This window comes from Nocardia sp. NPDC050713 (assembly GCF_040654315.1).
GTDB lineage: Bacteria > Actinomycetota > Actinomycetes > Mycobacteriales > Mycobacteriaceae > Nocardia.
Genome location: NZ_JBFAHS010000004.1, coordinates 63,692 through 89,918 on the forward strand (window position 1 = coordinate 63,692; position 26,227 = coordinate 89,918).

Genomic DNA, 26,227 nt, shown 5'->3' on the forward strand with positions numbered 1-26,227 from the left:
TTGCTCAGAAGAGGAAATACCGTTGGGCCATGGGCAGTTCCGTCGCGGGCTGCTCGGCCCACACCTCGCCGTCGACCCGGACGGTGAAGGTGTCGGGCTCCACCTCGATGCGCGGCAACGCGTCGTTGAGCGGCATGTCGGACTTCGTCAGACGGCGAACGTTCTTGACGGGCACCAGCTTTCGGCGCACGGCGAGGCGGTCCGCCAGTCCGGCTTCGACGGCCTGCTCGGACACGAAGTGCAGCGAGGTGGCCGCCGCGACCGGCGCCGCCGCGCCGAACATCGGGCGCGGCAGCACCGGTTGCGGGGTGGGAATGGAGGCGTTGGCGTCGCCCATGGCCGCCCACGCGATCGCGCCGCCCTTGAGCACGGCGTGCGGGCGAACGCCGAAGAACGCCGGATCCCACAGCACGAGGTCGGCGAGTTTGCCGACCTCCACCGAGCCGATCTCGTGGTCCAGGCCGTGCGCGATGGCGGGGCAGATGGTGTATTTGGCGATGTAGCGGCGCACCCTGGCGTTGTCGGCGGCGCCGTCACCGCGCAGCGGGCCGCGGCGGCGCTTCATGACGTGCGCGGTCTGCCAGGTACGCAGCACCACCTCGCCGATCCGGCCCATCGCCTGAGAATCGCTGCCGATCATGGAGATGGCGCCCAGATCGTGCAGCAGGTCCTCGGCGGCGATGGTGGACGGGCGAATCCGGCTCTCCGCGAAGGCGAGATCCTCCGGAATGGACGGGCTCAGGTGGTGGCAGACCATGAGCATGTCCAGGTGCTCGTCGAGGGTGTTGACCGTGTGCGGCCGGGTGGGGTTCGTCGAACTCGGCAGCACGTTGGGATGCGAGGCGACGGTGATGATGTCGGGCGCGTGCCCGCCGCCCGCCCCCTCGGTGTGATAGGCGTGGATGCCGCGTCCGGCGATAGCGGCGAGGATGTCCTCGACGAAACCGGCCTCGTTCAACGTGTCCGAGTGCAGCGCGACCTGCACGCCGGAGGCGTCCGCGACCCGCAGGCAGGCATCGATCGCCGCCGGAGTCGAGCCCCAGTCCTCGTGCAGCTTGAAACCCGATGCACCGGCGCGCAATTGCTCCCACATGGCCTCTTCGCTGACGGTGTTGCCCTTGCCGAGCAGCACGATGTTCAGCGGCCAGTGATCGGTGGCCTCCAGCATCCTGGCCAGGTGCCAGGCACCCGGTGTCACGGTGGTCGCCTTGGAACCCTCCGCGGGGCCCGTGCCGCCGCCGACGAGGGTGGTGATCCCGCCGCCGAGCGCCTCCTCCATCAGCTGCGGGCAGATGAAGTGCACGTGGCAGTCGATGGCGCCCGCGGTGACGATGCGGCCGTTGCCCGCGATGATCTCGGTGGACGGGCCGACCACGAGGGCCGGGTGCACGCCCGACATGGTCTCGGGGTTGCCCGCCTTGCCGATACCGCAGACGCGGCCGTCGCGAATACCGATGTCGGCCTTGACGATTCCCCAGTGGTCGATGATCACCGCCCCGGTGATCACGGTGTCCGGCGCGCCCTCGGCGCGGGTGGCGCGGGACTGGCCCATGGATTCGCGCAGCACTTTGCCACCGCCGAAGACCGCCTCGTCGCCCGCGAGACCCGGTCCGCCGCAGCGGTCCTCGGTGATCTCGATCAGCAGATCGGTGTCGGCCAAGCGGATTCGGTCGCCCACGGTCGGCCCGAACAGTTCGGCGTAGCGGGCCCTGCTCAGTTCGGTCATCGCTGCCCTTCCGCGGTCCGTGGCGCGTCCAGCGTTCCGGGCGGCGACAGGCCGATGCCGTGCACCTCGCGGGTCCCGGCCAGCGGCACCAGCGAAACCCGTTGGCCGAGGCCGGGTTCGAATCGCACCGCGGTACCCGCCGGTATATCGAGCCGACGTCCGTGCGCGGCGGCGCGATCGAAGTCGAGCGCGGGGTTGGCCTGCGGGAAGTGCACGTGGCTGCCGACCTGCACGGGACGGTCGCCGGTGTTCACCACGTCCAGCTCGACGCGATCGCGACCCGCGTTCAGCTCGATCACGCCCTCGGCGCAGAAGTATTCGCCAGGAATCATGTGTACGCCCTAGGCGATCGGATGGTGGACCGTGACGAGTTTGGTGCCGTCCGGGAAGGTCGCCTCCACCTGAACGTCGTGGATCATCTCGGGCACGCCCGCCATCACGTCGCCGCGCGCGAGCACGGTACGCCCGGACGACATCAGCTCGGCGACGGTGCGCCCGTCGCGCGCGCCCTCGAGCACGTGATCGGTGATGAGGGCGACCGCCTCCGGATGGTTGAGCTTCAGTCCGCGGGCCTGTCTGCGCCGGGCCAGCTCGGCGGCGTAGCTCAGCAGCAGGCGCTCCTGCTCGTGCGGCGACAGTCGCATCCGGACTCCTCACCGGTCGACGGACGGGTGACGGTCATTCTGGCACGCCCGTTCCCGTCGCGCCGGTCGACGGCGCGCAGTCGGCGCTCGGGTCAGTCGCGCTTGGGCAGGTTCTGCAGCCGGACCTGACCGCGGGCCACCACGCGCTGTTCCTCGTCGGTGATCACGACCTGCCACAACTGCTGGGTGCGACCCTGGTGCAGCGGGGTCGCCTCGCCGTAGAGAGTGCCCTCGCGTACGGCGCGCAGGAAGTCGGTGTTGTTGTTGACGCCGACGACGGTGCCGCGCTCGCCGTACCAGACGCCGCCGCCGATGCTGGCGAGCGTCTCGATGACGGTGCAGTACACGCCACCGTTCTGGATGCCCGCGGGTTGGTAGAGGTGCGGCTTGACGACCCACTCGCCGCGCACCAGGTCCGGCCGCAGCTCGGTGTAGCGCAGACCGATCAGGTCCGCGAAGGTGCCCTCGCTGACCTTGTTCATCAGCTCCGGCGTGACATCGGCCAGCGAGCGAACGGCCCCGAACTCCTGTTGCGTCATGAACCCAGCTTTACACCACACGAAACCGTCGAACGCGGCGGGTTCAGTTCCCGGCCAGGGTGATGGTCCGGCCGTTGAGCGGCTGGGTCGGCCGGTTGCTGTGCGCGAACAGCGAGTGGTACAGCTCGATCTCCTCCGGCGCGACCGCGACCGGTTCGCTCAACACCGTCCAGGACACGCCCTCGCTGCACGGCGGCGTCGTGAGCGAACCGCGGTAGCGGAACTGATCGCGCACCGCGGGCAGGAACGCCGACGGATCCAGCGGTCCGTCGAAGGCGACCGCCGCTTCCGCGGTTCTCGGCGCGGCGGCCAGCACCGGTCCGAACACCGAGGAGCCCTGGCCTGCCTCCATCAGCACCCCGAGCACGGCGACTCGCCCGTCGGCGTTCTTGTGCACGAGGTGCAACTCCATCGCGGCGCCGTGCCCGTCGACGGTGTGCTCGCTGGGCAGATGGAAGTGGAACTGGAGCAGCTCGTAGGGTTCGCCCGCGACGAGGATGCGGTTGCCGCTGCCCGCGGGCACCTCGGCCTGAACGGTGTGGCCGTTGTTGACCAACCGGACCCCTGGGATCGGCCGGTAGTCGACGTCGATGTGGTCGGCGGGGTCGAGCCGGGCGGATCCGGACAGGTCGATCGGCGACTGTTCGTGGCCGCTGCGGCAGGTCAGGAAGTCGCGGTCCAGGTCGGCCCAGTGGTCGGGCCCCTCGGCGTCGTAGTCCCAGTGCGCGGGCATGTGTGCGGGCGGACTCTCGACGTGGTCGCTCGAGGTCGACTGTTCCGCGCCGCACGAGATCGCGGCGAACACTGCGGTCACGGCCAGCAGGGCGGCAAGCGGACGCGAACGAAACGCTCTAACGGACAAAGCGGATACAGCTCCTCGGCATCGGCACACGGGGTCCCGACACGTGCCCCGAACGGGCCGGTACTCGGCGGTGGTCGACGCGCCGGTCTGTACGGTTTGCGGCGAAAATCCCTTCGAGTCAGGGGATCTCGCGGTTCGTGTCGGCCGACAGAGTAGGACCGCTCCGGCGCGACACGCCAGGGGCGCGGGCGGCGAAAAATGTCACACGACAGGCGCCGAGAAACGACTTGTTGCCAAGTTAGGTAAGCCTGACCTATACTCATCTCGGCGTCAGGATCGAGAGAGTCCCGAGGGCTGCGGTGACCCCGATCCACTGCCGCGGCGGGCTCCACGTCACCACGTGGGGCCCGCCGCTCTTACGTTCGACGCCTTGTTTCCGGCTTCCTCGCGCGCGCGAACATCGCACCGCGACAGTACATGTCGAGTTCGTGTCGGCCGTCGACACACGATCGCAAAGAACTGGACACACGACCGTCCCGGAGCGTTCATCGCCGCGGGCGACGGCGGTTCATCGGGTGGACAACGCGAGTGATCAAGCTCGGGTGCGCCTCGCGGAGGCTTTCCGTCTCCACCCGCGAGGCGCAACGTTCCAACCTGATGAGGGGAAGTATGAGCATGAATCGCTCCAGCGGTCTGCGAAGCGGCGGCCGCGTCGCGGGCGTCGGCGCCGCCGCGGCCGTTGCCATGGGCCTGCTGTCCACCGGCGCGGCCGACGCGGACACCTTTGTGCCACTGCCGAACGGGGAGCGGGTCGGACCGGGCGTCACGATCGCCAGGACCGGTGAGCGCGCGGTGATCTCGCCCTCGCTGGCCGCCAACGGCGCGGGCCGGGTCGCCTGGGTCTCGGGTACCGTCGTCGCCGACGTCACGGTCACCCCGGAGGGCGAGGTCGGCCCCAACAACGGCCCCGCCAACGGAGCGGGCACCAACAACTCCTCGACGCACGGCGCCTCCCAGCTGAACACCGGCTACATCGTCGGCTGCCAGGTGAGCATCGGCGACGACGCGATCAGCGCGGGCCTCTCCGGCGGCATCGACCTCAGCGGCGGCAGCATCGGCGGCTCGATCGGCCTCGAGCTCGGCCCCGGCCAGGTGAAGTTCGTCCAGATCGACTACAAGGACATCCTGAAGCCGGGTGTGTACTCGGTCGAGTACCAGGACGTGGAGATCGAGATCCAGGGCTGCGCGGGCTACGCCCAGGCGCGCGCCTACACCGTCGTCGAGATCATCGGCGACCACTACTCCAAGACCACCCTCTACGGCGCGCCGTTCAGCATCGGCTGACGTCGGCAGTGGTCCACGAAACACACTCGCGCTGAAGCGACTTCAACCCTCGAGGGGCAATACAACCATGATCGATCGCAAGAGCATCGCACGGGCGGCGGGGCTCGGCGCCGCGGCCACCGTCGCGGTGGGCCTTTTCTCCACCGGCGCCGCGCACGCCGACACCTTCGTCCCGCTGCCCGGCGGCGAGATCACCAAGACCCTGTCCGACGGCACCGTCGTCACGGTGCGCCTGGTCGGCGAGTCCGCCACCATCAGCCCGTCGCTCGGTTCGACCCCGGTGCACCGCAACGCCTGGGTGTCGGCCAGCGCGCAGGTCGAGCTGTCCGGTCCGAACGCCAAGGGCGGCAAGATCTACCCGGGTTACGTCGTCGGCTGCCAGGTCAACATCGACGGCGGCGGCGTCGAGGGCGGCGTCAGCGGCGAGCTGGACTGGAGCGGAGACCAGGTGGAGCCGAACGTCGGCGCCGAGAGCGGCGGCGAGCTGTCGCTCGGCCCCGGCCAGGCCAAGTCGTTCTACGTCCTCGACATCGAGGAGGCCGACGACTTCGGCAACGAGTCGCACGAGAAGCGCAACAAGTTCAAGGGCACCAGCGGCAGCGTCACCTGGGCCGACACCACCATCGGCCTGTCCGGCTGCGGTGGGTACGCGCAGGCGCGCTCGTTCGTCAAGGTGAAAGTCGAGACCACCAACGTGATGTCGGTGATCACGCTGTGGGGCAAGCCCTTCAGCATCGGCTGATCTCGCCACCAGAGTCATCGGGGCCCGGCGTCGACACGCCGGGCCCCGGTCGTTTCCATCGAAACGCCCGCGCTGCCAGGCGTTCCGAAACGGTCTCGGCTCGTAGCCGAAAGGCGCTCAGCGGGACCAGAGTTCGGTGTTCGGCAGCGAGGCCAGCTCCGCGTGCACCTGGTCGTCGACGGTGACGCTCACCCCGTAGCGGCCCAGTTCGACGGACAACCTGTGCGCGACGGCCGCGGAGGCGCGATATTCGAGGACGGCTCCCCCCTCGGGGAAGCGCAGCCGCACGCGGACCTCGTCCGCGGACTCGTCGGCCGTCATGACCCCGCTCGACGGGCGCGCACGCCCGTTGGGGCACCGGAACCTCCGGTGGCACACCGCTGGGTTCGTCGGTCGCGCGCTCGGCTCATCGGGCGGTCGATCCGCCGAGGCACTGCGTCCTCCTCCGTGACGAACTACGGTGTCCGGCCGGGGATTCCGGTGTCCGGTTGGGTGCGCAACACTGCGATCGCGGGAACCGCGCACGACTCCACGACCGGGGCTGCCTCACGGTGATCATGGTGACCGAGCTTCATTGCGACGATTCGATCGATCAGTTTGCGATCTCATGACGAACCCGCGACCGCGGGCAGGACCACCACGAAACGCGCACCGCCCCCGGGCCGTTCGACGCATGCGATGGCGCCGCGGTGCGCGGCCACCGTCTCCGCGACGAGGGCGAGTCCGATGCCGGTGCCCGCCGTGGACCTCCTGCTCGTGCGGACCGTCGCGAAACGCTCGAAGATGCGCTCGCGGTCGGGCTCCGGGACGCCGGGACCGGCGTCGTCGACGGCCAGCACGGCGCGCTGCCCTTCCCTGCCGACCCGCACCCCCACGACGCCTTCCCCGTGCCGGTCGGCGTTCTCCAGCAGGTTCGCCACCGCGCGCTCCAGCTCGATCTTGCGGCCCTCGACGACGACGTCCGCCTCGACGTGCAGCAGCGCGGTGTCGTAGTTGCGCGCCGCGAGGGTGTTGGCCAGCAGCTCGCCGAGCGAGAGCGGCTCCAGATCCGAGCGGTGGATGCCCGCCTCCGCCCTGGCCAGCGCGAGCAGATCCTCCAGCAGGCGGCGCAGGTGGTCGAGTTCGGCGTTCACCAGGCCGAGTGCCTGGCGCGGCCGCTCGGGCAGTTCCTCGGTGTGCCTGTTCATCACGGCGACGCCGGTGGTCAGCGTGGTCAGCGGGGTGCGCAGCTCGTGGCCGATGTCGGAGACCAGCCTGCGCTCGCGCTCGATGCGCCGCTGCAGCGCGTCGACCATCGCGTTGAACGCGTCCACCGTGGTCGAGAGGTCCCGGTCGCGGGAGATCGGCAGCCGGATCTCGTGCTCCCCCGCGGCGATTCGGGCGGCGGTCCTGGCGACTTGGCGCAGCGGCTTCAGCGCGTGGTGGCTCGCCCACACGCCGAGCGCCGCGCCGATCGCGACCGCGGCGAGTCCGCAGACGATCAGCACGTTGCGCAGCATGCGCAGGGTGGCCTCCAGTTCGGTCAATGGCGCGAATTCGTAGAGCACACCGCCCTTTTCGCCCAATACGACCCCGGTCCGCAGGAATGACTGCCCGTCGAGAGTGACGCGTTCGGTAGGTCCCGGCCCGCGCCGGCCGTGCCCCTGCGGCAGCACGACCGCGGGATCGGAATCGAAATCCGGGTCGCTGCTGAACCATTCGGAGTTCCACCGCAGCAGCAGCACGGTGTCGGGCGGCGGGTTCAACGCGCTCAGCGCGGTGGCGCCGCTCGCGCCGGGGTCGTCGAGCAGGGCGCGCAGCATTTCGGCGTGCGCCTCCGCACCCCGCTCCACCACCCGGACGCGCTGGGATTCCATGTAATCGCGGCCGATCATGAAGACGGACGCGACGAGAACCAACGCCACCAGGCTCGCGCTGGACGCGAAGGCGAAGACCACACGCCCGCGCAGACTCCGCAGCGGAACCAGCGCGCAGCGCCGGTCAGTCCTGGACATCGAGGCGATAGCCGAGGCCGCGCACGGTGACGATGAGGCGAGGATCGGACGGGTCGCGCTCGATCTTGGTGCGCAGCCGCCGCAGGTGCACGTCGACGATCCGTTCGTCACCGAAGAAGCCGCGGTCCCAGACCCGGTCCAGCAGCACGGGACGACTCAACACGAAGCCGGGGTTCTCGGCCAGTTCACACAGCAGCCGGAATTCGGTGAGCGTGAGGTGCAGGTCGTCCCCGCCGCAGCGAACCGTGCCGCGCTGCGGCGAAAGCACAAGGCGGCGAGCGCCGTCCAGCACGATGTCCTGGGGCGCGTCGCGTTCGGCGGTCAGACCCGCGCGCCTGCGCAGCGCACGCATGCGGGCGGTGATCTCCTTGACCTCGAACGGCTTGGTGACGAAATCGTCCGCACCGGCCTCCAGGGCGGCCACGACGTCGTGGGTGTCGTCGCGGGCGCTGACCACGATGATCGGCACCTGGTGCTCGCGCCGGATCTCGCGGATGCAGGTGAACCCGTCCATGCCGCCGAGCATCAGATCGATGATCATCACGTCCGGTGCGCCGTTGTCGCGCAGATGATCCAGCGCTGTCTCGGCCGCTTCGGCCTCGGCGACGTCGTAGCCCTCGTCCTCCATCGCCAGCCGCAACGCGGTCCGTACCCGGTCGTCGTCCTCGACGATCATCAGCTGCGTACTCATCGCCACTCCTCGCGCTGACAATCAGAGCCTCCCGAGACACCGACGCGCCGCGTCAGCATCGGCCGCGGTTCACCGGCGCGCAGAATACCCAACCCAGATGACGGCGAAACGCCTCCGCGGCGAACGCGGGTGAACTCAGCGAACCAGGCAGGCGGCGCGGCGGACCGGCAGTCCGCGCTCCTCCAGCGCGAGCAGCAGTCCTTGTCCGCGCCGGGCGCCGTCCTCGGCGTTCGTGCGGGCCAGATCCGGCACGTAAGTCGCGGCGCCGACTAGGGATTCGCCGACCAGCGACCAGAACCGCCGCGCGCTCAGACCGGCACAACGGGCGAGGCCGTGCTGGATCAGGGTCAGCGACGGTTCGCAGCGATGCGCCAGCCAGACGAACATGGCGCGCTCGCAGGGCAGCGTCACCACACCGGGCTCCCCGCTGGATCGTTCGCCGTCGATCGCGCGAATGGTGATGTCCTCCACACCCGCCCAGTCGATGCCGCCGTCGTTGTCGTGGTGCACCCAGAGGTTCTCCAGGCCGGGATCCCATGCTTTGCCCTCGGCGACGAGCAGCGCGGCAACCCGCCCGATCACCGCGTGGATCAGCGCGGTCGCGACCACTTCGGCGGCGGTGTCGGCGCTGATCATCTCGGCGACGTGGCGGCGGTACATCAGCTCGATGCGACCTTCGCGCAGGCCTTCGGAAAGCTTCCACCACCGGCGTTTGCCCTGATCACCCATGGCGGCAACGGCATACACTCGCGGATGCTCCGGTTGCAAGGCCCGCAGCCGGGTGCAGGCACGACCGAACGCCACCTCGGCGTCGCGGACCTGACGGGTTGTCATTGGCTCGAGCATCGAACCTCCTCGGGATCGGCTCCTCATAGAGTCGAGTTCGGAAGATAGGTTAGGCTTACCCAACCTGGCAACCCCGGGGCACAACATCGGTTCAGCACCACAACGAGTCAGGAGCAGTACGTCGCCGTGACACCCCTTGGCACCGTGAGGCGGCGTCGCCTGACCGGCCTTGTCCTCCTGTTCGCGCTGTTGTTCCTGGCCGCGGTGGCCAGCATCGCGCTCGGTTCCCGCTCGCTCGCGCCCGGCACCGTCTTCGACACCGTGCGCGACGCGTTGACCTGCCCGGGCGGCCCTTTCAGCTGTCCGGCGCAGACCGCCGAGGACCAGATCGTGCGGTCGCTGCGGTTGCCGCGCACGGCGCTCGCGGTGCTCACCGGCATCGCGCTCGGCGTCACCGGCGCGCTGGTCCAGGGCTACACCCGAAACCCGCTGGCGGACGCGAGCCTGCTCGGACTGAATTCCGGCGCCGCGTTTCTCGCCGCGCTGAGCATGTACGTATTCGGCTTCACCATGCCGGAGCAGTACATCTGGTTCGCGTTCGCCGGAGCATTGCTGACCGGACTCGCCGTCTTCGGTTTCTCGTCCATCGGCGGCGGCAAGGCCAGCCCGCTCAGCCTGGTGCTCGCGGGCGCCGCGCTCACCGCGTTCCTACAGGCCATGACGAACGCCATTGCGCTGCTGGACCCCGCGGCGCTGGACACCTATCGCTTCTGGGTGGTCGGCGCGGTCGCCGGGCGGGACGCGCACGTGTTCTGGCAGGTGCTGCCGTTCTTGGCAATAGGTTTGGTGCTCGCCGTCGTGGCCGCGCCCGGTCTCAATCTGCTCACCCTCGGCGACGAGGTCGCGCGCGGACTCGGCGTGCACGTCGGCCGCAGCCGCGCGCTCGGGCTCACCGCGGTGGTGCTGCTGTGCGGAGGCGCGACCGCGGCCGTCGGGCCGATCGCCTTTCTCGGACTCATCGTCCCGCACGCCGCGCGGATGTTCACCGGACCCGACTTCCGCTGGCTCATCCCCTATTCGGGATTGCTCGGCGCACTGCTACTGCTGGTCGCCGACGTCGCGGGCAGGCTCGTCGCACGGCCCGGCGAGCTCCAGGCCGGTGTGATGCTCGCCCTCGTCGGCGCGCCGTTCTTCATCGCGCTCGTGCGCCGCCGAAAGCTGGTGAACCTGTGAGACTCGAACGCTCCGGCACCGCGACCACCGGGAGGACACGGTGAACGTCGACGTGAGAACCACGGACGCGCAGCCCGATTCGGCAGGCCTGCGGAAGGTGCGGCCCGCCTTGCGGATCGGTCCGGTCTCGCTGGTGCTGCGACCGGTGATGGTCGCGACCGTGCTAGCGCTCGCCGCGCTCGCCTTCGCGCTGTTCTGCGTGGACATCGCCGTGGGCGACACGCACATTCCGATCGGGCGGGTGCTCGACGTGCTCTCCGGCGGCGGCAGCCGATCGCAGCGCTACATCGTGCTGGACTCGCGGCTGCCGCGGGCACTCACCGCCCTGGTCGTGGGCGCGGCGCTCGGCCTGGCGGGCGCGATCACGCAATCGATCCTGCACAACCCGCTGGCCAGCCCGGACATGCTCGGCATCACCACCGGCGCCAGCCTCGGCGCGGTGTCGGTGCTCGTCGCCACCGGCGGCGCCACGACAGGTTTCGCGGCCACCCTCGGCGCGCCGCTGGCCGCGCTGCTCGGCGGATTGCTCACCGCCGCCGTGATCTACGCGCTCGCGCTCGGACGCACGGCCACCGGCGAATTCGGCGCGACCGGTCTGCGGCTGGTGCTCATCGGCATCGGCGTCAACGCGCTGCTCATGGCGGGCATCAGCTGGGTGCTCACCCTAGGGACCTGGCAGGACGCCTCCCGCGCACAGCTGTGGCTGACCGGATCGCTCAACGGTTCCACCACGAACCAGCTGGTGCCCGCGACACTGGCGCTGGCTTTCGTCGCGCTCGTCGCCGTGGGTTCGGCGCGCACACTGGCGGCGCTGCGGCTCGGCACCGAGACCACCCGTGCGCTCGGCGTGCGAATCCAGACCCAGCAGGCCATCCTGATCGGCTCGTCGGTGGTGGCCGCCTCGGTCGCGACCGCGGCCGCCGGTCCGATCGCGTTCGTCGCGCTGGCCGGGCCGCAGATCGCGCGGCGGCTGCTGCGCACGCCGGGCGAACCGTTGATCGGTTCGGCGCTGATCGGTGCGATCCTGGTGGTCGGAGCGGACGCGGCCGCGCGCACGCTGTTCCCGATCGACCTGCCCGTCGGCATCGTGACCGCCGGGTTCGGCGGACCGTTCCTGCTGTACCTGCTCGTGCGTCTGAACCGGAAGGCGACCCTGTCATGACCGTCACCACCACCGCCACCGCGCACCAGCTGGCCGCAGCGGACATCAGCCTCGGCTACGGCGACCGCGTCATCGTCGACGGACTCACCCTCGACATCACCCCCGGCGTGATCACCACCGTCATCGGCCCCAACGGCTGCGGCAAGTCCACCCTGCTGCGCTCGCTCGGCCGGTTGCTGCGGCCGCGCGAGGGCCGGATCCTGTTGGACGGCAAGGCCATTTCCTCGATGAAGACCAAGGACGTCGCGCGGGTGGTCGGCATGCTGCCGCAGACGCCGGTCGCGCCGGAGGGATTGACGGTCGCCGACCTGGTCGCGCGCGGGCGTCATCCGCACCAGTCCTGGATCCGGCAGTGGTCGGCGGCCGACGAGACGGAGGTGATGACCGCGCTCGAGCAGACCGGCATCGCCGACCTGGCCGACCGCGCGCTCGACGAGCTCTCCGGCGGCCAGCGCCAGCGCGCCTGGATCTCCATGGCGCTGACGCAGGGCACCGACATCCTGTTGCTCGACGAGCCGACGACCTACCTCGATCTCGCGCATTCGCTCGAGGTCCTCGATCTGGTCGACCGGCTGCACGACGATCTCGGCCGCACCGTGGTGATGGTGCTGCACGACCTGAACCTGGCCATCCGGTACAGCGATCAGCTCGTCGTCATGCACGCCGGACGGATCGTCGCGCAGGGCGCCCCCGGCGACATCGTCACCGCCGCACTGCTGAAAGAGGTCTTCGGGTTGGACGCCTCGGTGCTCGAGGACCCGGTGTCCGGCAGGCCGATGATCGTGCCGATCGGCACCCGGCACGTGCTGCCCAGCGCGACCGCGGATTGATCCATCCGGTTCGCGAGGTATGACCAATACCACACAGCTACCGGACAGTTACGACAGGGTGTAGTACGCATTCGTGTCGTTGGGTCCGTAAACTTGGGGAATGGCAGGACTCGGTGAACTCGAGAAAGCGGTCATGGACCAGTTGTGGTCGAGCGACGAACCGCAGACCGTCCGGCAGGTGCACGAGGCACTGGCCGCGCGCCGCGAACTCGCGTACACCACGGTGATGACCGTGTTGCAGCGACTCGCCAAGAAGAACTTGGTGGTCCAGCGGCGTGACGACCGCGCGCATCGGTACGCGCCCGTGCACACTCGCGACGAACTGGTCGCCTCGCTCATGGTGGACGCGCTGCAACAGGCCGACGCCGCGGGCAGCCGCGCCGCCGCGCTGGTGCATTTCGTGGAGCAGGTCGGACGTGACGAAGCGGATGCGCTCCGCGAGGCACTCGCTAAGCTCGAAGCATCCGAAGGCAACCAACCACCGCCCAAGTAGTATCGGGGATGGCCGCACGGCCCCCGGGCCTCACAAAGCCGTGAGCGCCAGGCCCCACAACGCAGTGAGCTGAGTCGATGAACGCAACCGCGCCGGTCTTCGCCGGTCTCGCCTTGCTTCTCGCGGGGCCCGCCCCTGCGCTGCTCAGCCGCGCGACCTGGCCGTATCGGACACCCCGCGCGGCACTGGTGTTGTGGCAGGCCATCGCGCTCGCCGCCGTGCTCAGCGCCTTCGGTTCCGGTCTCGCCATCGCCGCCGAACTGCTGGTGCCCGGGCCCGACGGACGTCCCACCACCTCCCCCACCCGCGAGATCGACGCGCTGGGCCTGCCACTGTGGCTGGCCTACGTCACCGTCTTCGCGCTGACCCTGTTGATCGGCGCGCGGCTGATCTTCTCGGTGATCCGCGTCGGGGTGCACACCCGCAGGCGCCGGGCACGGCACCGGATGCTGGTCGACCTGCTCGACCAGAGCGGTCCACACCGGCCCGCGCACGACATCCGGGTGCTCGCCGCGCCCGAACCCATCGCCTACTGCCTGCCCGGTCTGCGCCAGCGGGTCGTGCTCAGCGCGGGCACGCTGACCAACCTGGATCACTCCGAGGTCAAGGCGATCGTCAGCCACGAGCGCTCGCACCTGCGGGCCAGGCACGATCTGGTGCTCGAGGCGTTCACCGCGGTGCACGAGGCGTTTCCGCGGGTGGTGCGCAGCAAGGCCGCGCTCGGCTCGGTCAAGCTGCTCATCGAGTTGCTCGCCGACGACTCCGCCGTCAAGGTCACCGGTCCCAAACCGCTCGCGCGGGCACTGGTGGCGTGCGCGAAGTCGACCGCGCCGCAGGGCGCGCTCGCCGCGGGCGGTCCGACCACGCTGATCCGCATCCAGCGGCTGAGCGGGCGGATCGGCGATTTCCGGATCGCCTCGGCCGCGTACCTCGGCTCGGTCGCCATCCTCGTCGTTCCCACGTTGGCCGTCGCGGTACCCTGGCTGGTCGAACTCAGTCGGTTGTTCCGCCACTGACCTCCTCGATCCGGCGGTCGCGCCGGTCGCCTCGCTTCACCCCGTTCAGGACGTCGCGGTCCGCCGCGCCCGTTCGCGTGCCGAGCAGTCGTCGCGCACGTCGAAACACGAAAGGCCCCCACCCTTTGACTCCCTCGCCCGCCGCCGCGGCGCCCAGCGTCACCTTCGCTGATCTGGGCCTGCCCGTTCCGCTCGTCCAGGCGCTACGCCGCGACGGCATCGAGGCGCCCTTCCCCATCCAGGCCGCGACGGTCCCGGACACGCTGGCGGGCAAGGACGTCCTCGGCCGCGGCCCGACCGGATCCGGCAAGACCCTCGCCTTCGGGCTACCCATGCTGGCGCGGCTCGCGGGCGGCGCCGCCAAACCGGGACGGCCGCGCGGACTGGTGCTGGTGCCGACCAGGGAGCTGGCCGCGCAGATCGAGCGCGCGCTCGACGAGCCCGCGCTCGCGCTCGGCCTGCGCATCGCCTCGGTGGTGGGCGGCTCGCCGATCAAGCGCCAGGCCGATCGGTTGGCGCGCGGCGTCGACCTGCTCATCGCCACCCCCGGCCGGTTGCAGGACCTGATCCTGCAAGGCTCGGCCGACCTATCCGACGTGCTGATCACCGCGCTGGACGAGGCCGACCACATGGCCGACATGGGCTTCCTTCCGCAGGTCACCAAGTTGCTCGACCGGACGCCGAAGGACGGTCAGCGCCTGCTGTTCTCCGCGACCCTGGACGGCGAGGTCGACAAGCTGGTCAAGCGATACCTGCGCTCGCCGGTGACGCACTCCACCGCGCCGCCGTCGGCCGCTGTCGCCACCATGTCGCACCACCTGCTGTACGTGCGCAAGAACGACAAACGCGACGTCGTCGCCGAGATCGCGTCCCGCGACGGGCTCACCATCCTGTTCGTGCGCACCAAGCACGGGGCGGACCGGCTGGCCAAGCAGCTGCGCGCGGCCGGTGTGGCGGCGGGCGCGTTGCACGGCGGCAAGGCGCAGAACAACCGGACGCGCACGCTCGCGGCCTTCGCGGACGGCAGCGTCCCGGTGCTCGTCACCACCGACGTCGCCGCGCGCGGCATCCACGTCGACGGCATCTCCCTCGTCGTGCACGTCGACCCGCCCGCTGAGCCCAAGGCCTATCTGCACCGGGCGGGCCGCACCGCCCGCGCGGGCGAGGACGGCGTCGTCGTCACCTTGGTCACCGAGGTGGAGCGGACCGACGTGGAGAAGATGACCCGCAAGGCGGGGGTGGATATCGAGGGTCTCGAGGTCGCACCCGGGGATCGCCAGCTGGCCGCGATCACGGGTGCGCGGAGGCCGTCGGGAGTTCCGATCATCCTGTCCGGCGCCGCAGTGGTGAAGTCCGAAGGGGCAGGCGAACGCGGGGCAGCGAAGTCCAACGGACGCCGGGCGTCCTCGAGTGCGAAGTCCACCAGGAACCGGACTGCCGCGGGTGCGGATACCACCGGGCACCGGGCTGCCACAGGCGGAAAGTCCAGCCGACGTGGGGCTGCCGCAGGCGCGAAGCTCGGCGGACCTCGAGCCGCCGTGGCGACGAAGTCCGATGGACGCACCGCTGCTGTACGTGCCGACGGTGTTCGTTCGACCGAAAGCCGCGGCCACGCAGTCGAACCCGCGCGCCGATCGACCGCGGACGGCACGTCGGCTCCGAACCGCCGCCGCACCGACACCCGCGACCGCATCGCGCCCCGCTCCGACGGCTCCGCTCCGGCCCCCCGCACTCGCTCCGGCCGCCGCTCCGCCGACCCCACGCCGACCCGCGACACCACGGGCCAGCCCCGTCGCCGCGGCACCGGCGGCCAGCGCCGCCGCAGCAGCTGACCACCTCGCGCACTGGGTTTCGCTCACCGACACACGGTCCCGGCTCGGCGTGTCCCGCACACCTCTCGCACGCCTCGCGCGAGCACCGCGGCTGTACGGCCGGTAGCTGGTGGATGGCAGGCGCGACACGCCCGGGATGCATGGGCGACGCGCCGAATGGGTGCCCGCGTATCGGCAGGTCCGCTAATTCGGGGCAAACTGCATTGATGCCGCATCATCCGTTGGGGGCCGTGGTTTGCGCGCTCGTCGCCGCGTTGTTGTTCGCGGTGGCGGCGGTGGCGCAGCAGCGGGCTGCGGCGGCGGTGCCGGAGGAGCAGTCGCTGGTCGGGGCGCTCGTGCGCAGTCCGCGGTGGTGGGCCGGTGTCGGCGGGGACGTGGGCGGGTACGGGATGCAAGTCGCGGCGCTCGCGCTGGGGCCGGTGCTGCTGGTGCAGCCGATTCTGGTCAGTTCGCTGGTGTTCGCGCTGCCGCTGTCGGCGCGGCTCAATCGACGGCGGGTCGGGGCGCGCAACTGGGCGGCCGCGTCGGCGCTCGTCGCGGCGCTGGCCTGCTTCCTCCTCGTCGGCAATCCTTCCGAAGGCGATTCGACTGCGCCACTGCGGGATTGGGTGGTCCCGCTGGCGATCCTGCTCGGCGCGATCGCCGCCGCGGTCGCCGTCGCGCTCGGCAGTGCCGACCGCGGCCGCCGCGCGTTGCTGTTCGGCGCGGCGGGCGGCGCGCTGTACGGGCTGGCCGCCGCGCTGACCTCCTACGTCACCGATCTGTTCGAGCACGGCATCGGCCATGTCCTCGGCAGCTGGCAGACGTGGGCGCTGGTCGCCTCCGGCCTGGTCGGCGTCTACTTCCAGCAGCGCGCGTTCCAAGCCGGTTCGCTCACCGCGTCCCTCCCCGCCGTCACCATCGCCGAACCGCTGGCCGCCGCCTTCCTCGGCCTCACCGTGCTCGACGAAAACCTGCGCACCAACGATTTCGGAGTGCTGATCACCGCGCTCGCCGTAGTCGTCATGTGCGCCACCACAATCCAACTCTCCCGCGCACAAGCCGCCGCCTGACCACTCGAGTCGCACACGGGACGGTGCCGATCCCCTGTCGGCGTTGTCCGCTCGAGGCACCGGCGACGAGTCCGACACACGGACGCCCAGTCCCGCCAGTTGGGACCGGCGCCCCGCTGCGCCGGAGAATCGCCGCGCAGCCCCGAGCTCACGGTTAGTATGGGTCAAGTGCAGTTTCTCCCTGGACACCAGCCGCCGTACGACCTCACCTACGACGACATCTTCCTCGTCCCGAACCGGACCGACGTCGCGTCCCGATTCGACGTGGACCTGTCGACCGTCGACGGTTCCGGCACCACCATCCCCATCGTCGTGGCGAACATGACCGCGGTCGCGGGCCGCCGCATGGCCGAGACGGTCGCGCGGCGCGGCGGCATCGTCGTCCTACCGCAGGACCTGCCGATCAGCGCGGCCGCCGACACCATCGCGTTCGTCAAGAGCCGCTCGCTCACCGCCGACACCCCGGTCACGCTGGACCCGGATCGGTCGGTCTCCGAGGCCGTGGCGCTGATGCACAAGCGCGCGCACGGAGCTTTGGTCGTGGTCGAGGGCGGCAAGCCGGTCGGCGTGGTCACCGAGGGCTCCTGCACCGATGTGGACCGTTTCGCCCGGCTGCGCGAGGTGGCTGTCACCGATTTCGTGCAAGCACCCGCCAGCACCTCCCCCCGCGAACTGTTCGATCTGCTCGAGTCCGAGCACGCGCATCTTGCCGTGCTCACCGCCGAGGACGGCTCGCTGACCGGCGTGATGACCCGCACCGGCGCCATCCGCGCGGGCATCTACCAGCCCAACGTCGACGGCAACGACCAGCTGCGCGTCGCGGCCGCGGTCGGCATCAACGGCGACGTGGCCGCGAAGGCCAAGGCGCTGGTCGACTCGGGCGCCGACCTGCTCGTCATCGACACCGCGCACGGCCACCAGGCGAAGATGCTCGAAACGTTGCGCGCAGTCGCCGATCTCGGCCTCGGCGTGCCGCTGGTCGCGGGCAATGTGGTCTCGGCGGAGGGCACCCGCGATCTCGCCGCGGCGGGCGCGGACATCGTCAAGGTCGGTGTCGGCCCCGGCGCCATGTGCACCACGAGGATGATGACCGGCGTCGGTCGCCCGCAGTTCTCGGCCGTGGCCGAATGCGCCACCGCCGCAAAGGAACTCGGCGTGCACATCTGGGCCGACGGCGGTGTCCGGCACCCGCGCGACGTGGCGCTGGCGCTGGCCGCGGGCGCGTCCAACGTGATGATCGGTTCCTGGTTCGCGGGCACCTACGAGTCCCCCGGCGATCTCCGGGTGGACCGCGACGGCAACGCCTACAAGGAGAGCTTCGGCATGGCCTCCAAGCGCGCCGTCGCCGCGCGCACCGCGACCGACAGCGGCTTCGATCGGGCGCGCAAGGCACTGTTCGAGGAGGGCATCTCCAGCTCGCGTATGCGACTGGACCCCGAGCGCCCCGGCGTGGAGGACCTGATCGACCACATCTGCTCCGGCGTGCGCAGCGCCTGCACCTACGCGGGCGCCCGCACCCTCACCGAGTTCCACGACAAGGCCGTGCTCGGCGTGCAGTCCGCGGCGGGTTTCGCGGAAGGACGTCCGCTGCCCAGCGGATGGTGAGCACCGACACGCGAACAGCGCCGTTACCGGCCGACGCGCTTCACCGCGTCGGCCGGTAACATGGTGGTTGCCGGGTTCGCCCGGCGCCACGATTCCGCATGCCGAAAGGAACAAGTTGTCACCCGCGTCCGAGGGCGCCGCACAGGAGGGCTCCTCTACCGAGCCGGGTGACAAACCCGGCGCTCTCCTTCTCGCAGCAAGCCAGCCCGAACCAGCTCGTCCCCGCGCGTCCCGTGATTCCGCGCTCCGCGGGCGGTGTTGATCGTGTCCACCGTCCTCACGATTCTCAGCCTGGTCGGGTTCGTCGCACTCACCGCAGGCACCGCGCTGTTCGTCGCGGCCGAATTCTCTCTCACCGCCCTGGAACGCAGCACCGTCGAGGCGCACGCCCGCACCGGTGACGTGCGCTCGCGGATGGTCCGGCAGGCGCACCGCACGCTGTCGTTCCAGCTGTCCGGCGCCCAGCTCGGTATCACCATCACCACGCTGATCACGGGTTACATCGCCGAGCCGGTGATCGCGCGACTGCTCGCGCCGGTGTTCACCACGATCGGCTTGAACTCGAGTGCGGCCAACGGCGTCTCACTAGCGCTCGCCCTGGTGCTGGCCACCTCGCTGTCGATGATCTACGGCGAGCTGGTGCCCAAGAACATCGCCATCGCCAAGCCGATGGCGACCGCGCGGATGACCGCGGGCCCGATGGTCGGCTTCTCGGTGGTGTTCAAGTGGATGATCCACTTCCTGAACAGCACCGCGAACTGGGTGGTGCGCCGCCTCGGCGTGGAGCCCGCGGAGGAGTTGCGCTCGGCGCGTTCGCCGCAGGAGCTCGGCTCGCTGGTGCGCACCTCGGCGCAGCGCGGCGCGCTCGATCAACGCACCGCGCTGGTGATGGACCGCTCGCTGCAGTTCGGCGAGCGCAGCGCCGAGGAGCTGATGACGCCGCGGGTGAAGGTGGAGTCGCTGGACAAGTCCGACACCATCGCCGACCTGATCGCCGCCGCCAGCCGCACCGGCTACTCGCGGTTCCCGGTGATCGACGGCGATCTCGACAACACCCTCGGCGTGGTACACGTCAAGCAGGCGTTCACCCATCCCGCGAACGCGCGGCGCACCATCCCGCTGCAGCTGCTGGCGCGTCCCGTTCCGGTGGTGCCCGCCAGCCTCGACGGTGACGAGGTGCTCGAACGCGTCCGCGCCGACGGCATGCAGGTCGCGCTGGTCGTCGACGAGTACGGCGGCACCGCGGGCATGGTCACCATGGAAGACCTGATCGAGGAGATCCTCGGCGACGTGCGCGACGAGCACGACGAAGAGGAGCGCGACGTGCGGCGGGTCTCCGACGGCTGGGACTGCTCGGGCCTGCTGCGCATCGACGAAGTCTCCCGCGCCACCGGCTACGACGCGCCCGAGGGCGAATACGAAACGCTCGGCGGCCTGGTGCTGACGGGTCTCGGCCGCATCCCGGTGGTCGGCGACGAGGTGGTGCTGCCGAATTCGAACGCCAACCACCGACACTCGTACGAAGCCGACCAGGGCGGCTGGATCGCCAAGGTCGAACGCATGGACGGCCGCCGCATCGACCGCGTCCGCCTGATTCCCGTCACCCCGGAGGCGCTGATCGCCCACACGTCGCAGGAGCACAGCCATGGGTGATCTGTTCGGTGTCCTGCTCACGGTGGTGCTGCTCGCGGGCAACGCCTTCTTCGTCGCCGCCGAATTCGCGCTGATCTCCGCGCGGCGCGACCGCCTCGAGGCGCTGGCCGCCCAGGGCAAGCGCAACGCCACCACGGTCATTCGGGCCGGTGAGAACCTGTCGATGATGCTGGCCGCCGCGCAGCTCGGCATCACGATCTGTTCGATCCTGCTCGGCCGCGTCGGTGAACCGGCCGTCGCGCACCTGCTGGAGGGGCCGTTCGAGCTGCTCGGCCTGCCCGACCAGCTGCTGCATCCGGTGGCCTTCGCCATCGCGCTGACCATCGTGGTGATCCTGCACATCCTCTTCGGCGAGATGATCCCGAAGAACATCGCGCTGGCCGGACCGGAACGCAGTGCGCTGCTGCTCGTTCCGATGCACCTGGTGTGGTTGCGGATCGCTCGTCCGCTGATCGCGATCTACAACCTGGCGGCGAATCTCTCGCTGCGGCTGCTGCGCATCGAGCCCAAGGACGAGCTCGAGGCCACCGTGTCCAGCGTGGAGCTCGCCGAGATGATCGGCGAGTCCCGTTCGGAGGGTCTGCTCGACGAGGAGGAGCACCGCCGCCTGACCCAGGCGCTCGGCACGTCCGATCGGATCGTCGCCGACGTGATGGTGCCGCTGGCCACGACCCGCTCGGTGCCGTTGCGCGGCAACGGAACCACGCTCGGCGACATCGAGACCGCGGTCACGGAGACCGGCTTCTCCCGCTACCCGGTGCGGGCGAGCGACGGTTCGCTGGTCGGCTACCTGCACGTGAAGGACGTGCTGGACAAGGTCGCCGACGAGTCGGCGGGCCCGAACACTCCGATCCCGCGCACCGACATCCGCCCGCTGCCGACGGTCGGCACGGGCACCACGCTCTTCGAGGCACTGGCCCGCCTGCGCCGCACCAGCAGCCACTTGGGTCGCGTCGTCGACACCCGCGGCAATACCGTGGGCATCGTGGCGCTGGAGGATCTGGTCGAGGAGTTCGTCGGCACGGTTCGCGACACCACCCACCGGATCGCCGAATGACGTGGGGCGTCACCGTGGTCCGGCGCGGTATCCAACCGCGCCGCGCGGTGGCGCCGTGCGGGTTCCCGACCGACGGTTCGGCAGCGCCCGTCGTCATGGGCGACGGTGGGGTACTGCCGCTGGTCATCGCCCGCGAATGCGCGCCAGGTGGCTCACCCGGACTCCGCCCGGCGGACTTCGCACCCGGATCGCCTTCACTCGTCCAGCCCGCGCGACGCTCGGTGACGGCGTCGTTGGTACGGCGGCGGTTCGCGGACGGCCTGCGTATCTCGCCCGATCGTCACGAGTCGCGCGAGGAGTCGGCGTGACGGTCGACAGGGTGCTGGCGGAATCGGAGTGGCGCGAGCGCGCCGCCGCGTATCGGGCGCGGTTGGACGAGCTCGTCGGACCGTATCTGGAGCGACGGGCCGCCGGTAACACGCATCCGGTGGTCGACTTCCTGTTCACCTATTACGGCAACAAGCCCGCCCAGTTGCGCCGGTGGCATCCCGGGTTCGGTGTCGCGTTGGCCGGGGCCCGCGAGTACGACGGGGCCCGGGGCTACCGCCGGGTCTCGGAGGCCGAGTGGTCCGGCCAGCTCGGGGCGCACGAGCTGTCCCCGCAAGTCGCCACAGCCGAGCGGTCCGGCCCGGCGGGTGCTTCTGAGCGCCCCCACCAAGTCGCGATACGCGAGCGGCCATACCTCGCCGCGGCGCTGGAGCAGTCCAGCCCGGCCGCGGCACCCGAGCGATCAAGCCCTACCGCGGCACCCGAGTTCTCCAACCAGGTCGCAGCGAGCGGGCAGACCGGCCCGGCCGCGCTGCCCGACGGAACCGGCCGGGTAGCAGCGGACGAGCTGACCGGCGAACGCATGGCCGGGCGGGGTCCGTGGGTCGTGTACGCGGCGGATCCCGCGTACCTCGCGCGCCGCCGCGACACCCTTGAATTCGTCGCGAACCTGTTGCGCGCCACGGCCTCCCGGCCCGCGCAGCTGTCTTGTTTCGGACTGCACGAGTGGGCGATGGTCTACCGCACCGACGACGTCCGCCACCGGCAGGTGCCACTGCGGCTGGGATCCGCGGGCACTGATGCGGTGGTCGAAGCGATGTCGTTGCGCTGCACCCACTTCGACGCGTTCCGCTTCTTCACGCCGGAGGCCGTCGGCCGCAACGCCCAGCCGCTCACCCGCGCCGACCAGGTCGCCAGGGAACAACCGGGTTGCCTGCACGCGAACATGGATTTGTACAAGTGGAGCTTCAAACTCGTTCCGCTGGTCCCCTCCCGGCTGGTCTTGGACTGCTTCGAATTGGCCTGCGACGCACGCGAACTCGATATGCGCGCCAGCCCCTACGACCTCACCGACTTCGGCTACATCCCGATCCCCATCGAAACCCCGTCCGGGCGTGCGGAGTACGTCCGCCGCCAGGCCGAGATCGCCGAGCGAGCCGCGACCTTGCGCACTACCTTGCTCGACGCCTGCGAACACCTACTCGCGGCGAGTGCCGATCACGTCGCCAGGTGATCAGGCTGCCGAAAGCATAGAGAAGTCTCAACCGGCGCGCCGCAGACTCCGCACCCAGGTCATTTCACCGGTCCCCATTCGCCTTCACATTCCGGCAAGTCCGCCTGAGCTGAGAGGTGGGCTGGGGGTGGCACCGCGCAGCGATGCCACCCCCGGGTTGCCTACGCGGACCTAGCCGCGCCTGCGCTTGTTGTAGAAGTACATGGTCAACGGGAAGAAGATCACCAGTAGCACAGCCGAGGACAACAGCACGAGCAGCAACTGCCCCGCGGTCACGTCACCCTTCATCAGGCCACGGGCGGCAGTCGCCGCGTGACTGACCGGATTGATGTCGACGATGAACTGCATCCAGCGGGGCATGGTTGCCGAGTCGACGAAGACGTTGCTGAGGAAGGCCAGCACCATCAACAACATGCTGCAGGTGAGCAGTGTTTCCGTCTTCTTGGCGAGCACGCCGATCACGGTGAAGATCCACGCGAACGAGAACGAGAACACCAGCAGCAGCAGGATGGCGAAGATCAGACCGATCGCGCCCGCCTCCGGCCGGTAGCCGAGCAGCATCCCGAGACCGGCGGTGAACACCAGCGCGAACAGGTACCGGCCCAAGTCGGCGACCATGGTGCCGACCAGAACGGCCGGCTGCCAGAACGGCATGGACCGGAACCGGTCGAAGATGCCCTTGACGATGTCGGAATTCACCGCGATGCCGGTGCTCGCCGTCTGCGTCACCGCGCCGACGACCAGCACGCCCGGCAGAAAGTACTGCAGGTAGTCGTCCGTCGATCCGGCGAACGCACCGCCGAACAAGTATTGGAATACCAGCAGGAAGATGATCGGCATCAGCATGATGTCGAAGAGGACTTCGACTGCCGAGTTCTTCATTTTCAGCAGCGCCCGCTCAGCCAGGGCGAACGTGGCCGTGACGGGATTGGACCGCGGCGGTGCCCCGTTGGCCAGCAGAACCGAATCCAGAGGGTCGACGATGCCTGCTCGCGGGGAAACTGTCATGTTCGGGGTGCTCACGCCGCATCCTCCTCGTTCTCAATGGCGGTGTCGTCTTCGGCGGGATGACCGGTCAGTTCCAGGAACACCTCATCGAGGCTCGGCTGGCCGAGCGCGTAACTGACGATGTCGATTCCGGACTGTGCGAGCACGCCGAGCGCGTGCGCGACCCGTCCGGTATCGGAGACGGCGGCCGAGAGCGTCGCCGGATCGGATCCGAGGTGCACCGAGACGCCGAGCAGCTCGGCCAGAACGGATTCGGCTTCGCCCCGCTGCTGCGGGTCGCGCACCCGGACGTGCAGCGCGCCCGAGCCGACAGAAGCCTTGAGCTCGCTGGGGGTACCCTCGGCGACGACCTTGCCGTGGTCGATCACCGCGATTCGGTCGGCGAGTTGGTCGGCCTCGTCGAGGTATTGGGTAGTGAGCACCACCGTGGTCCCCCGGGCGACCACCCCGCGGACGAGATCCCAGACCTGGTTGCGGCTGCGCGGATCCAAACCGGTGGTCGGCTCGTCGAGGAAGATGAGCAGTGGGGTGCTGACGACGCTCGCCGCGATGTCCAGCCTGCGGCGCATCCCGCCGGAGTAGGTCGAGGCCTTTCGGTCGGCCGCATCGGCGAGGCCGAACGCGTCCAAGAGGTCGTCGGCCTTCTGTTTGGCCGTAGCGCAGGGGTACCCGAGCAACCTCGCCAGGAGCACCAGGTTCTGGCGGCCGGTGAGATCCTCGTCGACGGAAGCGAACTGGCCCGTCAGACCGACCAGTTTGCGCACCGACTCGGCTTCGGCCACGACATCGTGACCGAAAACCCGTGCCGTACCACCATCCGGTTGTAGCAGCGTGGCGAACATCCTGAGCGCGGTGGTCTTCCCGGCCCCGTTTGGGCCGAGAACGCCGTAAACATGTCCGCTCTGCACGGCAAGTTCGAGACCGTCCACCGCACGAGTTTCTCCGAAAACCTTGACGAGGCCATTGGCCTCCAAGGCAAGAGAGGAATTCACTTTCAGCTCCCCAGAGAATAGTTGACCCACTCCGTGGACGAATGCGTTCTTACCGTTGAATCCATTGATCGGGCCCACGGGTCGGGTGGAGCGCGCTGCCCCGATCAGGAGGCTACACGAGATGCCTTCCGACCGCCTATGAGTGTCACGAACTTATAACAAACAGCCTCTGAGCTGCGCTGGAATACGCGCCCTATAGCGGCAGTCCCTATTGCAATATTATCCGACTAATAGGTCTGTTTAATAGCGCTATTCGACTGTGGATATAGCCGACCGATGCTTGTCTGTCAGCTGCCCCAGCAACGGAACGAGCTCGTTGGGACTCGGCTCGGCCAGCATTTCCTGGCGGATACGTTCCGCGCTTTCGGTGAACGACGGCTCAGCCAGTACCCGCTGGATCTGCTCGCGCAGGACAGAAACTGCACGGCGTGCCCCAGGTCGACCTTGCTCGACGCCTGCGAACACCTGCTCCCGGCGAGTGCCGATCACCTCGCCAGGTAGATCCCGCACAACTCGACCGTGACATGCGGCACCGCGAGGTCGGCGAGATCCAGCAGCCGACATCCTCGGCCCACCACGCCGGATTGTTACCGTGAAATATGCCCAGCGAATCCCCGGTAGCGGCGACTCTGCGTCGCGAGCAGCTCCGCGACTTCCTTCGCACCCGCCGCGCCCGGCTCACCCCCGGTGACGTCGGCCTGATCGCCGCGGGCAAGCGGCGCACGCCGGGGCTGCGCAGGGAGGAGGTCGCGATGCTGGCCGGGGTCGGCGTCTCCTGGTACACGTGGCTCGAGCAGGGACGCGACATCAACGTGTCGGCCGAGGTGCTCGACGCGGTCGGTCGCGCACTGCGCCTGACCGAGCCCGAGCGCGCGCACCTCTACGTGCTGGCCGGTCTCAATCCGCCCCGCGCGGGTGCGGCGCGCGACACCGAGGTCTCGTCTCAGCTTCGGCAGGTGGTCGACGCGTGGGCGCCACGTCCGGCGATCCTGCGCGACCGCTATTGGAATCTGCTCGCCGTCAACGAGGCGACGCGCATCGTCTTCGGCTATGACGACACCGACCGCAACTGCATCGTCTCGTTCTTCACCAACGCCCGCTACCGCGGCATGCACGACCCGTGGACGTTTATCGCGCCCGCGGTCGTCGCCGCCTTCCGCGCCGATGCCGACCAAGCCCCCGACGATCCGGAGTTCCGCCGCGTCATCGACGAACTCGCCGCGGTGAGTACCGAATTCGCCGAGCTGTGGGCCCGGCACGACGTCGGCGTCCCCGCGCAGGGCGTGAAAGCGGTGCGCCATCCGGCGGCGGGCGAGCTGTTCTTCGACGTGACGACCTTGGTGGTCGCGGACCGCCCCGATCACCACCTCGAGCTGTACCACCCGCGGCCGGGCACCGCGACCGAGGAGCGGGTCGCCCAGCTCTTGCGGAGCCCGGTAGCCGCCTCGGTCTGATCACCAGGGTGGTGTTGCCGGACCCATGTCGACCACGCACTGTTCGCCACGCGTCGGGCTCGGCAGGCTGA

At 69.7% G+C, this 26,227-nt stretch carries 24 protein-coding genes and 1 pseudogene; 14 read left to right on the forward strand and 11 right to left on the reverse strand.

The genetic code is table 11. The features are described 5' to 3' along the window. Positions 1 to 4: 4 nt before the first annotated feature. From AB0H49_RS09355 to AB0H49_RS09375, 5 genes are all read right to left on the reverse strand, one after another. Positions 5 to 1,726, reverse strand: a complete 1,722-nt coding sequence (locus AB0H49_RS09355) for an urease subunit alpha (RefSeq protein ID WP_357249216.1) — start codon at positions 1,724 to 1,726, stop codon at positions 5 to 7. Then, a complete protein-coding gene (locus tag AB0H49_RS09360; RefSeq protein ID WP_355003658.1) occupies positions 1,723 to 2,058 on the reverse strand; it encodes an urease subunit beta in 336 nt (111 codons plus the stop codon). The genes AB0H49_RS09355 and AB0H49_RS09360 overlap by 4 nt, the downstream gene beginning before the upstream one ends. Before the next feature lie 9 nt (positions 2,059 to 2,067). Continuing rightward, entirely contained in the window at positions 2,068 to 2,370 is a 303-nt protein-coding gene (locus tag AB0H49_RS09365; protein ID WP_355003659.1) for an urease subunit gamma, read from the reverse strand. Positions 2,371 to 2,462: 92 nt separating this feature from the next. Beyond that, positions 2,463 to 2,909: a PaaI family thioesterase gene (locus tag AB0H49_RS09370; RefSeq protein ID WP_355003660.1), complete on the reverse strand. Its 447-nt coding sequence runs from the start codon at positions 2,907 to 2,909 to the stop codon at positions 2,463 to 2,465. A 43-nt stretch (positions 2,910 to 2,952) separates the two neighbouring features. Beyond that, positions 2,953 to 3,723: a carbonic anhydrase family protein gene (locus AB0H49_RS09375; RefSeq protein ID WP_355003661.1), complete on the reverse strand. Its 771-nt coding sequence runs from the start codon at positions 3,721 to 3,723 to the stop codon at positions 2,953 to 2,955. 657 nt (positions 3,724 to 4,380) lie between these two features. On the opposite strand from AB0H49_RS09375, the gene AB0H49_RS09380 reads away from it, so the two are divergent. Both AB0H49_RS09380 and AB0H49_RS09385 read left to right on the forward strand, forming a co-directional pair. Beyond that, positions 4,381 to 5,055 (forward strand): MspA family porin, encoded by a 675-nt coding sequence (locus tag AB0H49_RS09380; RefSeq protein WP_355003662.1) that lies wholly within the window; start codon positions 4,381 to 4,383, stop codon positions 5,053 to 5,055. Between the two features lie 67 nt (positions 5,056 to 5,122). Beyond that, positions 5,123 to 5,797, forward strand: a complete 675-nt coding sequence (locus AB0H49_RS09385) for an MspA family porin (protein WP_355003663.1) — start codon at positions 5,123 to 5,125, stop codon at positions 5,795 to 5,797. Between the two features lie 117 nt (positions 5,798 to 5,914). Here AB0H49_RS09385 and AB0H49_RS09390 read toward each other — a convergent pair whose 3' ends face one another. The 4 genes from AB0H49_RS09390 to AB0H49_RS09405 form a co-directional block, all read right to left on the reverse strand. Then, a complete protein-coding gene (locus tag AB0H49_RS09390) occupies positions 5,915 to 6,118 on the reverse strand; it encodes a hypothetical protein (RefSeq protein WP_355003664.1) in 204 nt (67 codons plus the stop codon). A gap of 284 nt (positions 6,119 to 6,402) precedes the next feature. Beyond that, positions 6,403 to 7,791, reverse strand: coding sequence for an ATP-binding protein (locus AB0H49_RS09395; protein WP_357249222.1), 1,389 nt, complete (start codon positions 7,789 to 7,791; stop codon positions 6,403 to 6,405). Further along, on the reverse strand, positions 7,778 to 8,482 hold the full coding sequence (locus tag AB0H49_RS09400) for a response regulator transcription factor (protein ID WP_355003666.1): 705 nt from the start codon (positions 8,480 to 8,482) through the stop codon (positions 7,778 to 7,780). Before AB0H49_RS09400 ends, AB0H49_RS09395 begins: the two co-directional genes overlap by 14 nt. Before the next feature lie 135 nt (positions 8,483 to 8,617). Next, positions 8,618 to 9,316, reverse strand: a complete 699-nt coding sequence (locus AB0H49_RS09405) for a hypothetical protein (RefSeq protein WP_357249225.1) — start codon at positions 9,314 to 9,316, stop codon at positions 8,618 to 8,620. A gap of 138 nt (positions 9,317 to 9,454) precedes the next feature. Here AB0H49_RS09405 and AB0H49_RS09410 point away from each other — a divergent pair, with 138 nt between their 5' ends. The 11 genes and pseudogenes from AB0H49_RS09410 (at position 9,455) to AB0H49_RS09460 (ending at position 22,702) form a co-directional block, all read left to right on the forward strand. Next, positions 9,455 to 10,501: an iron ABC transporter permease gene (locus AB0H49_RS09410; RefSeq protein WP_357249229.1), complete on the forward strand. Its 1,047-nt coding sequence runs from the start codon at positions 9,455 to 9,457 to the stop codon at positions 10,499 to 10,501. A 52-nt stretch (positions 10,502 to 10,553) separates the two neighbouring features. Beyond that, positions 10,554 to 11,663, forward strand: a complete 1,110-nt coding sequence (locus AB0H49_RS09415) for an iron chelate uptake ABC transporter family permease subunit (RefSeq protein ID WP_355003669.1) — start codon at positions 10,554 to 10,556, stop codon at positions 11,661 to 11,663. Further along, a complete protein-coding gene (locus AB0H49_RS09420) occupies positions 11,660 to 12,493 on the forward strand; it encodes an ABC transporter ATP-binding protein (protein WP_357249232.1) in 834 nt (277 codons plus the stop codon). Before AB0H49_RS09415 ends, AB0H49_RS09420 begins: the two co-directional genes overlap by 4 nt. Before the next feature lie 100 nt (positions 12,494 to 12,593). Next, entirely contained in the window at positions 12,594 to 12,986 is a 393-nt protein-coding gene (locus AB0H49_RS09425; RefSeq protein WP_067778283.1) for a BlaI/MecI/CopY family transcriptional regulator, read from the forward strand. A gap of 77 nt (positions 12,987 to 13,063) precedes the next feature. Beyond that, a complete protein-coding gene (locus tag AB0H49_RS09430) occupies positions 13,064 to 14,002 on the forward strand; it encodes a M56 family metallopeptidase (protein ID WP_355003672.1) in 939 nt (312 codons plus the stop codon). 125 nt (positions 14,003 to 14,127) lie between these two features. After that, positions 14,128 to 15,318: pseudogene (locus AB0H49_RS09435) on the forward strand (DEAD/DEAH box helicase); the annotation flags it as partial. 722 nt (positions 15,319 to 16,040) lie between these two features. Then, the gene (locus AB0H49_RS09440) at positions 16,041 to 16,886 is read left to right on the forward strand and encodes a DMT family transporter (RefSeq protein ID WP_357249236.1); all 846 of its coding nucleotides are present in this window, start codon (positions 16,041 to 16,043) and stop codon (positions 16,884 to 16,886) included. Between the two features lie 168 nt (positions 16,887 to 17,054). After that, positions 17,055 to 18,491 carry a GuaB1 family IMP dehydrogenase-related protein gene (locus AB0H49_RS09445; RefSeq protein WP_355003675.1) on the forward strand — a complete coding sequence of 479 codons (1,437 nt, stop codon included), beginning with the start codon at positions 17,055 to 17,057 and terminating at the stop codon, positions 18,489 to 18,491. Positions 18,492 to 18,755: 264 nt separating this feature from the next. Then, positions 18,756 to 20,144, forward strand: a complete 1,389-nt coding sequence (locus AB0H49_RS09450) for a hemolysin family protein (protein ID WP_357249239.1) — start codon at positions 18,756 to 18,758, stop codon at positions 20,142 to 20,144. Then, on the forward strand, positions 20,137 to 21,201 hold the full coding sequence (locus AB0H49_RS09455) for a hemolysin family protein (RefSeq protein ID WP_355003677.1): 1,065 nt from the start codon (positions 20,137 to 20,139) through the stop codon (positions 21,199 to 21,201). Before AB0H49_RS09450 ends, AB0H49_RS09455 begins: the two co-directional genes overlap by 8 nt. Before the next feature lie 304 nt (positions 21,202 to 21,505). Next, entirely contained in the window at positions 21,506 to 22,702 is a 1,197-nt protein-coding gene (locus AB0H49_RS09460; RefSeq protein WP_357249243.1) for a hypothetical protein, read from the forward strand. Between the two features lie 171 nt (positions 22,703 to 22,873). Here AB0H49_RS09460 and AB0H49_RS09465 read toward each other — a convergent pair whose 3' ends face one another. Continuing rightward, complete coding sequence (locus AB0H49_RS09465; RefSeq protein ID WP_357249246.1) at positions 22,874 to 23,725, reverse strand: ABC transporter permease; 852 nt, start codon at positions 23,723 to 23,725, stop codon at positions 22,874 to 22,876. After that, positions 23,722 to 24,708, reverse strand: a complete 987-nt coding sequence (locus AB0H49_RS09470) for an ATP-binding cassette domain-containing protein (RefSeq protein WP_357250055.1) — start codon at positions 24,706 to 24,708, stop codon at positions 23,722 to 23,724. Before AB0H49_RS09470 ends, AB0H49_RS09465 begins: the two co-directional genes overlap by 4 nt. Before the next feature lie 593 nt (positions 24,709 to 25,301). Here AB0H49_RS09470 and AB0H49_RS09475 point away from each other — a divergent pair. Then, positions 25,302 to 26,156, forward strand: coding sequence for a helix-turn-helix transcriptional regulator (locus tag AB0H49_RS09475; protein WP_357249249.1), 855 nt, complete (start codon positions 25,302 to 25,304; stop codon positions 26,154 to 26,156). Positions 26,157 to 26,227: the final 71 nt, after the last annotated feature.

Bases quoted from the DNA above. Each gene is read 5' to 3' on its own strand.
- AB0H49_RS09370 (WP_355003660.1), bottom strand. From the start codon at position 2,909: ATGACGCAACAGGAGTTCGGGGCCGTTCGCTCGCTGGCCGATGTCACG.
- AB0H49_RS09440 (WP_357249236.1), top strand. From the start codon at position 16,041: ATGCCGCATCATCCGTTGGGGGCCGTGGTTTGCGCGCTCGTCGCCGCG.
- AB0H49_RS09355 (WP_357249216.1), bottom strand. From the start codon at position 1,726: ATGACCGAACTGAGCAGGGCCCGCTACGCCGAACTGTTCGGGCCGACC.
- AB0H49_RS09455 (WP_355003677.1), top strand. From the start codon at position 20,137: ATGGGTGATCTGTTCGGTGTCCTGCTCACGGTGGTGCTGCTCGCGGGC.
- AB0H49_RS09425 (WP_067778283.1), top strand. From the start codon at position 12,594: ATGGCAGGACTCGGTGAACTCGAGAAAGCGGTCATGGACCAGTTGTGG.
- AB0H49_RS09400 (WP_355003666.1), bottom strand. From the start codon at position 8,482: ATGAGTACGCAGCTGATGATCGTCGAGGACGACGACCGGGTACGGACC.
- AB0H49_RS09385 (WP_355003663.1), top strand. From the start codon at position 5,123: ATGATCGATCGCAAGAGCATCGCACGGGCGGCGGGGCTCGGCGCCGCG.
- AB0H49_RS09395 (WP_357249222.1), bottom strand. From the start codon at position 7,791: ATGTCCAGGACTGACCGGCGCTGCGCGCTGGTTCCGCTGCGGAGTCTG.
- AB0H49_RS09430 (WP_355003672.1), top strand. From the start codon at position 13,064: ATGAACGCAACCGCGCCGGTCTTCGCCGGTCTCGCCTTGCTTCTCGCG.
- AB0H49_RS09365 (WP_355003659.1), bottom strand. From the start codon at position 2,370: ATGCGACTGTCGCCGCACGAGCAGGAGCGCCTGCTGCTGAGCTACGCC.
- AB0H49_RS09420 (WP_357249232.1), top strand. From the start codon at position 11,660: ATGACCGTCACCACCACCGCCACCGCGCACCAGCTGGCCGCAGCGGAC.
- AB0H49_RS09380 (WP_355003662.1), top strand. From the start codon at position 4,381: ATGAGCATGAATCGCTCCAGCGGTCTGCGAAGCGGCGGCCGCGTCGCG.
- AB0H49_RS09475 (WP_357249249.1), top strand. From the start codon at position 25,302: ATGCCCAGCGAATCCCCGGTAGCGGCGACTCTGCGTCGCGAGCAGCTC.
- AB0H49_RS09405 (WP_357249225.1), bottom strand. From the start codon at position 9,316: ATGACAACCCGTCAGGTCCGCGACGCCGAGGTGGCGTTCGGTCGTGCC.
- AB0H49_RS09390 (WP_355003664.1), bottom strand. From the start codon at position 6,118: ATGACGGCCGACGAGTCCGCGGACGAGGTCCGCGTGCGGCTGCGCTTC.
- AB0H49_RS09360 (WP_355003658.1), bottom strand. From the start codon at position 2,058: ATGATTCCTGGCGAATACTTCTGCGCCGAGGGCGTGATCGAGCTGAAC.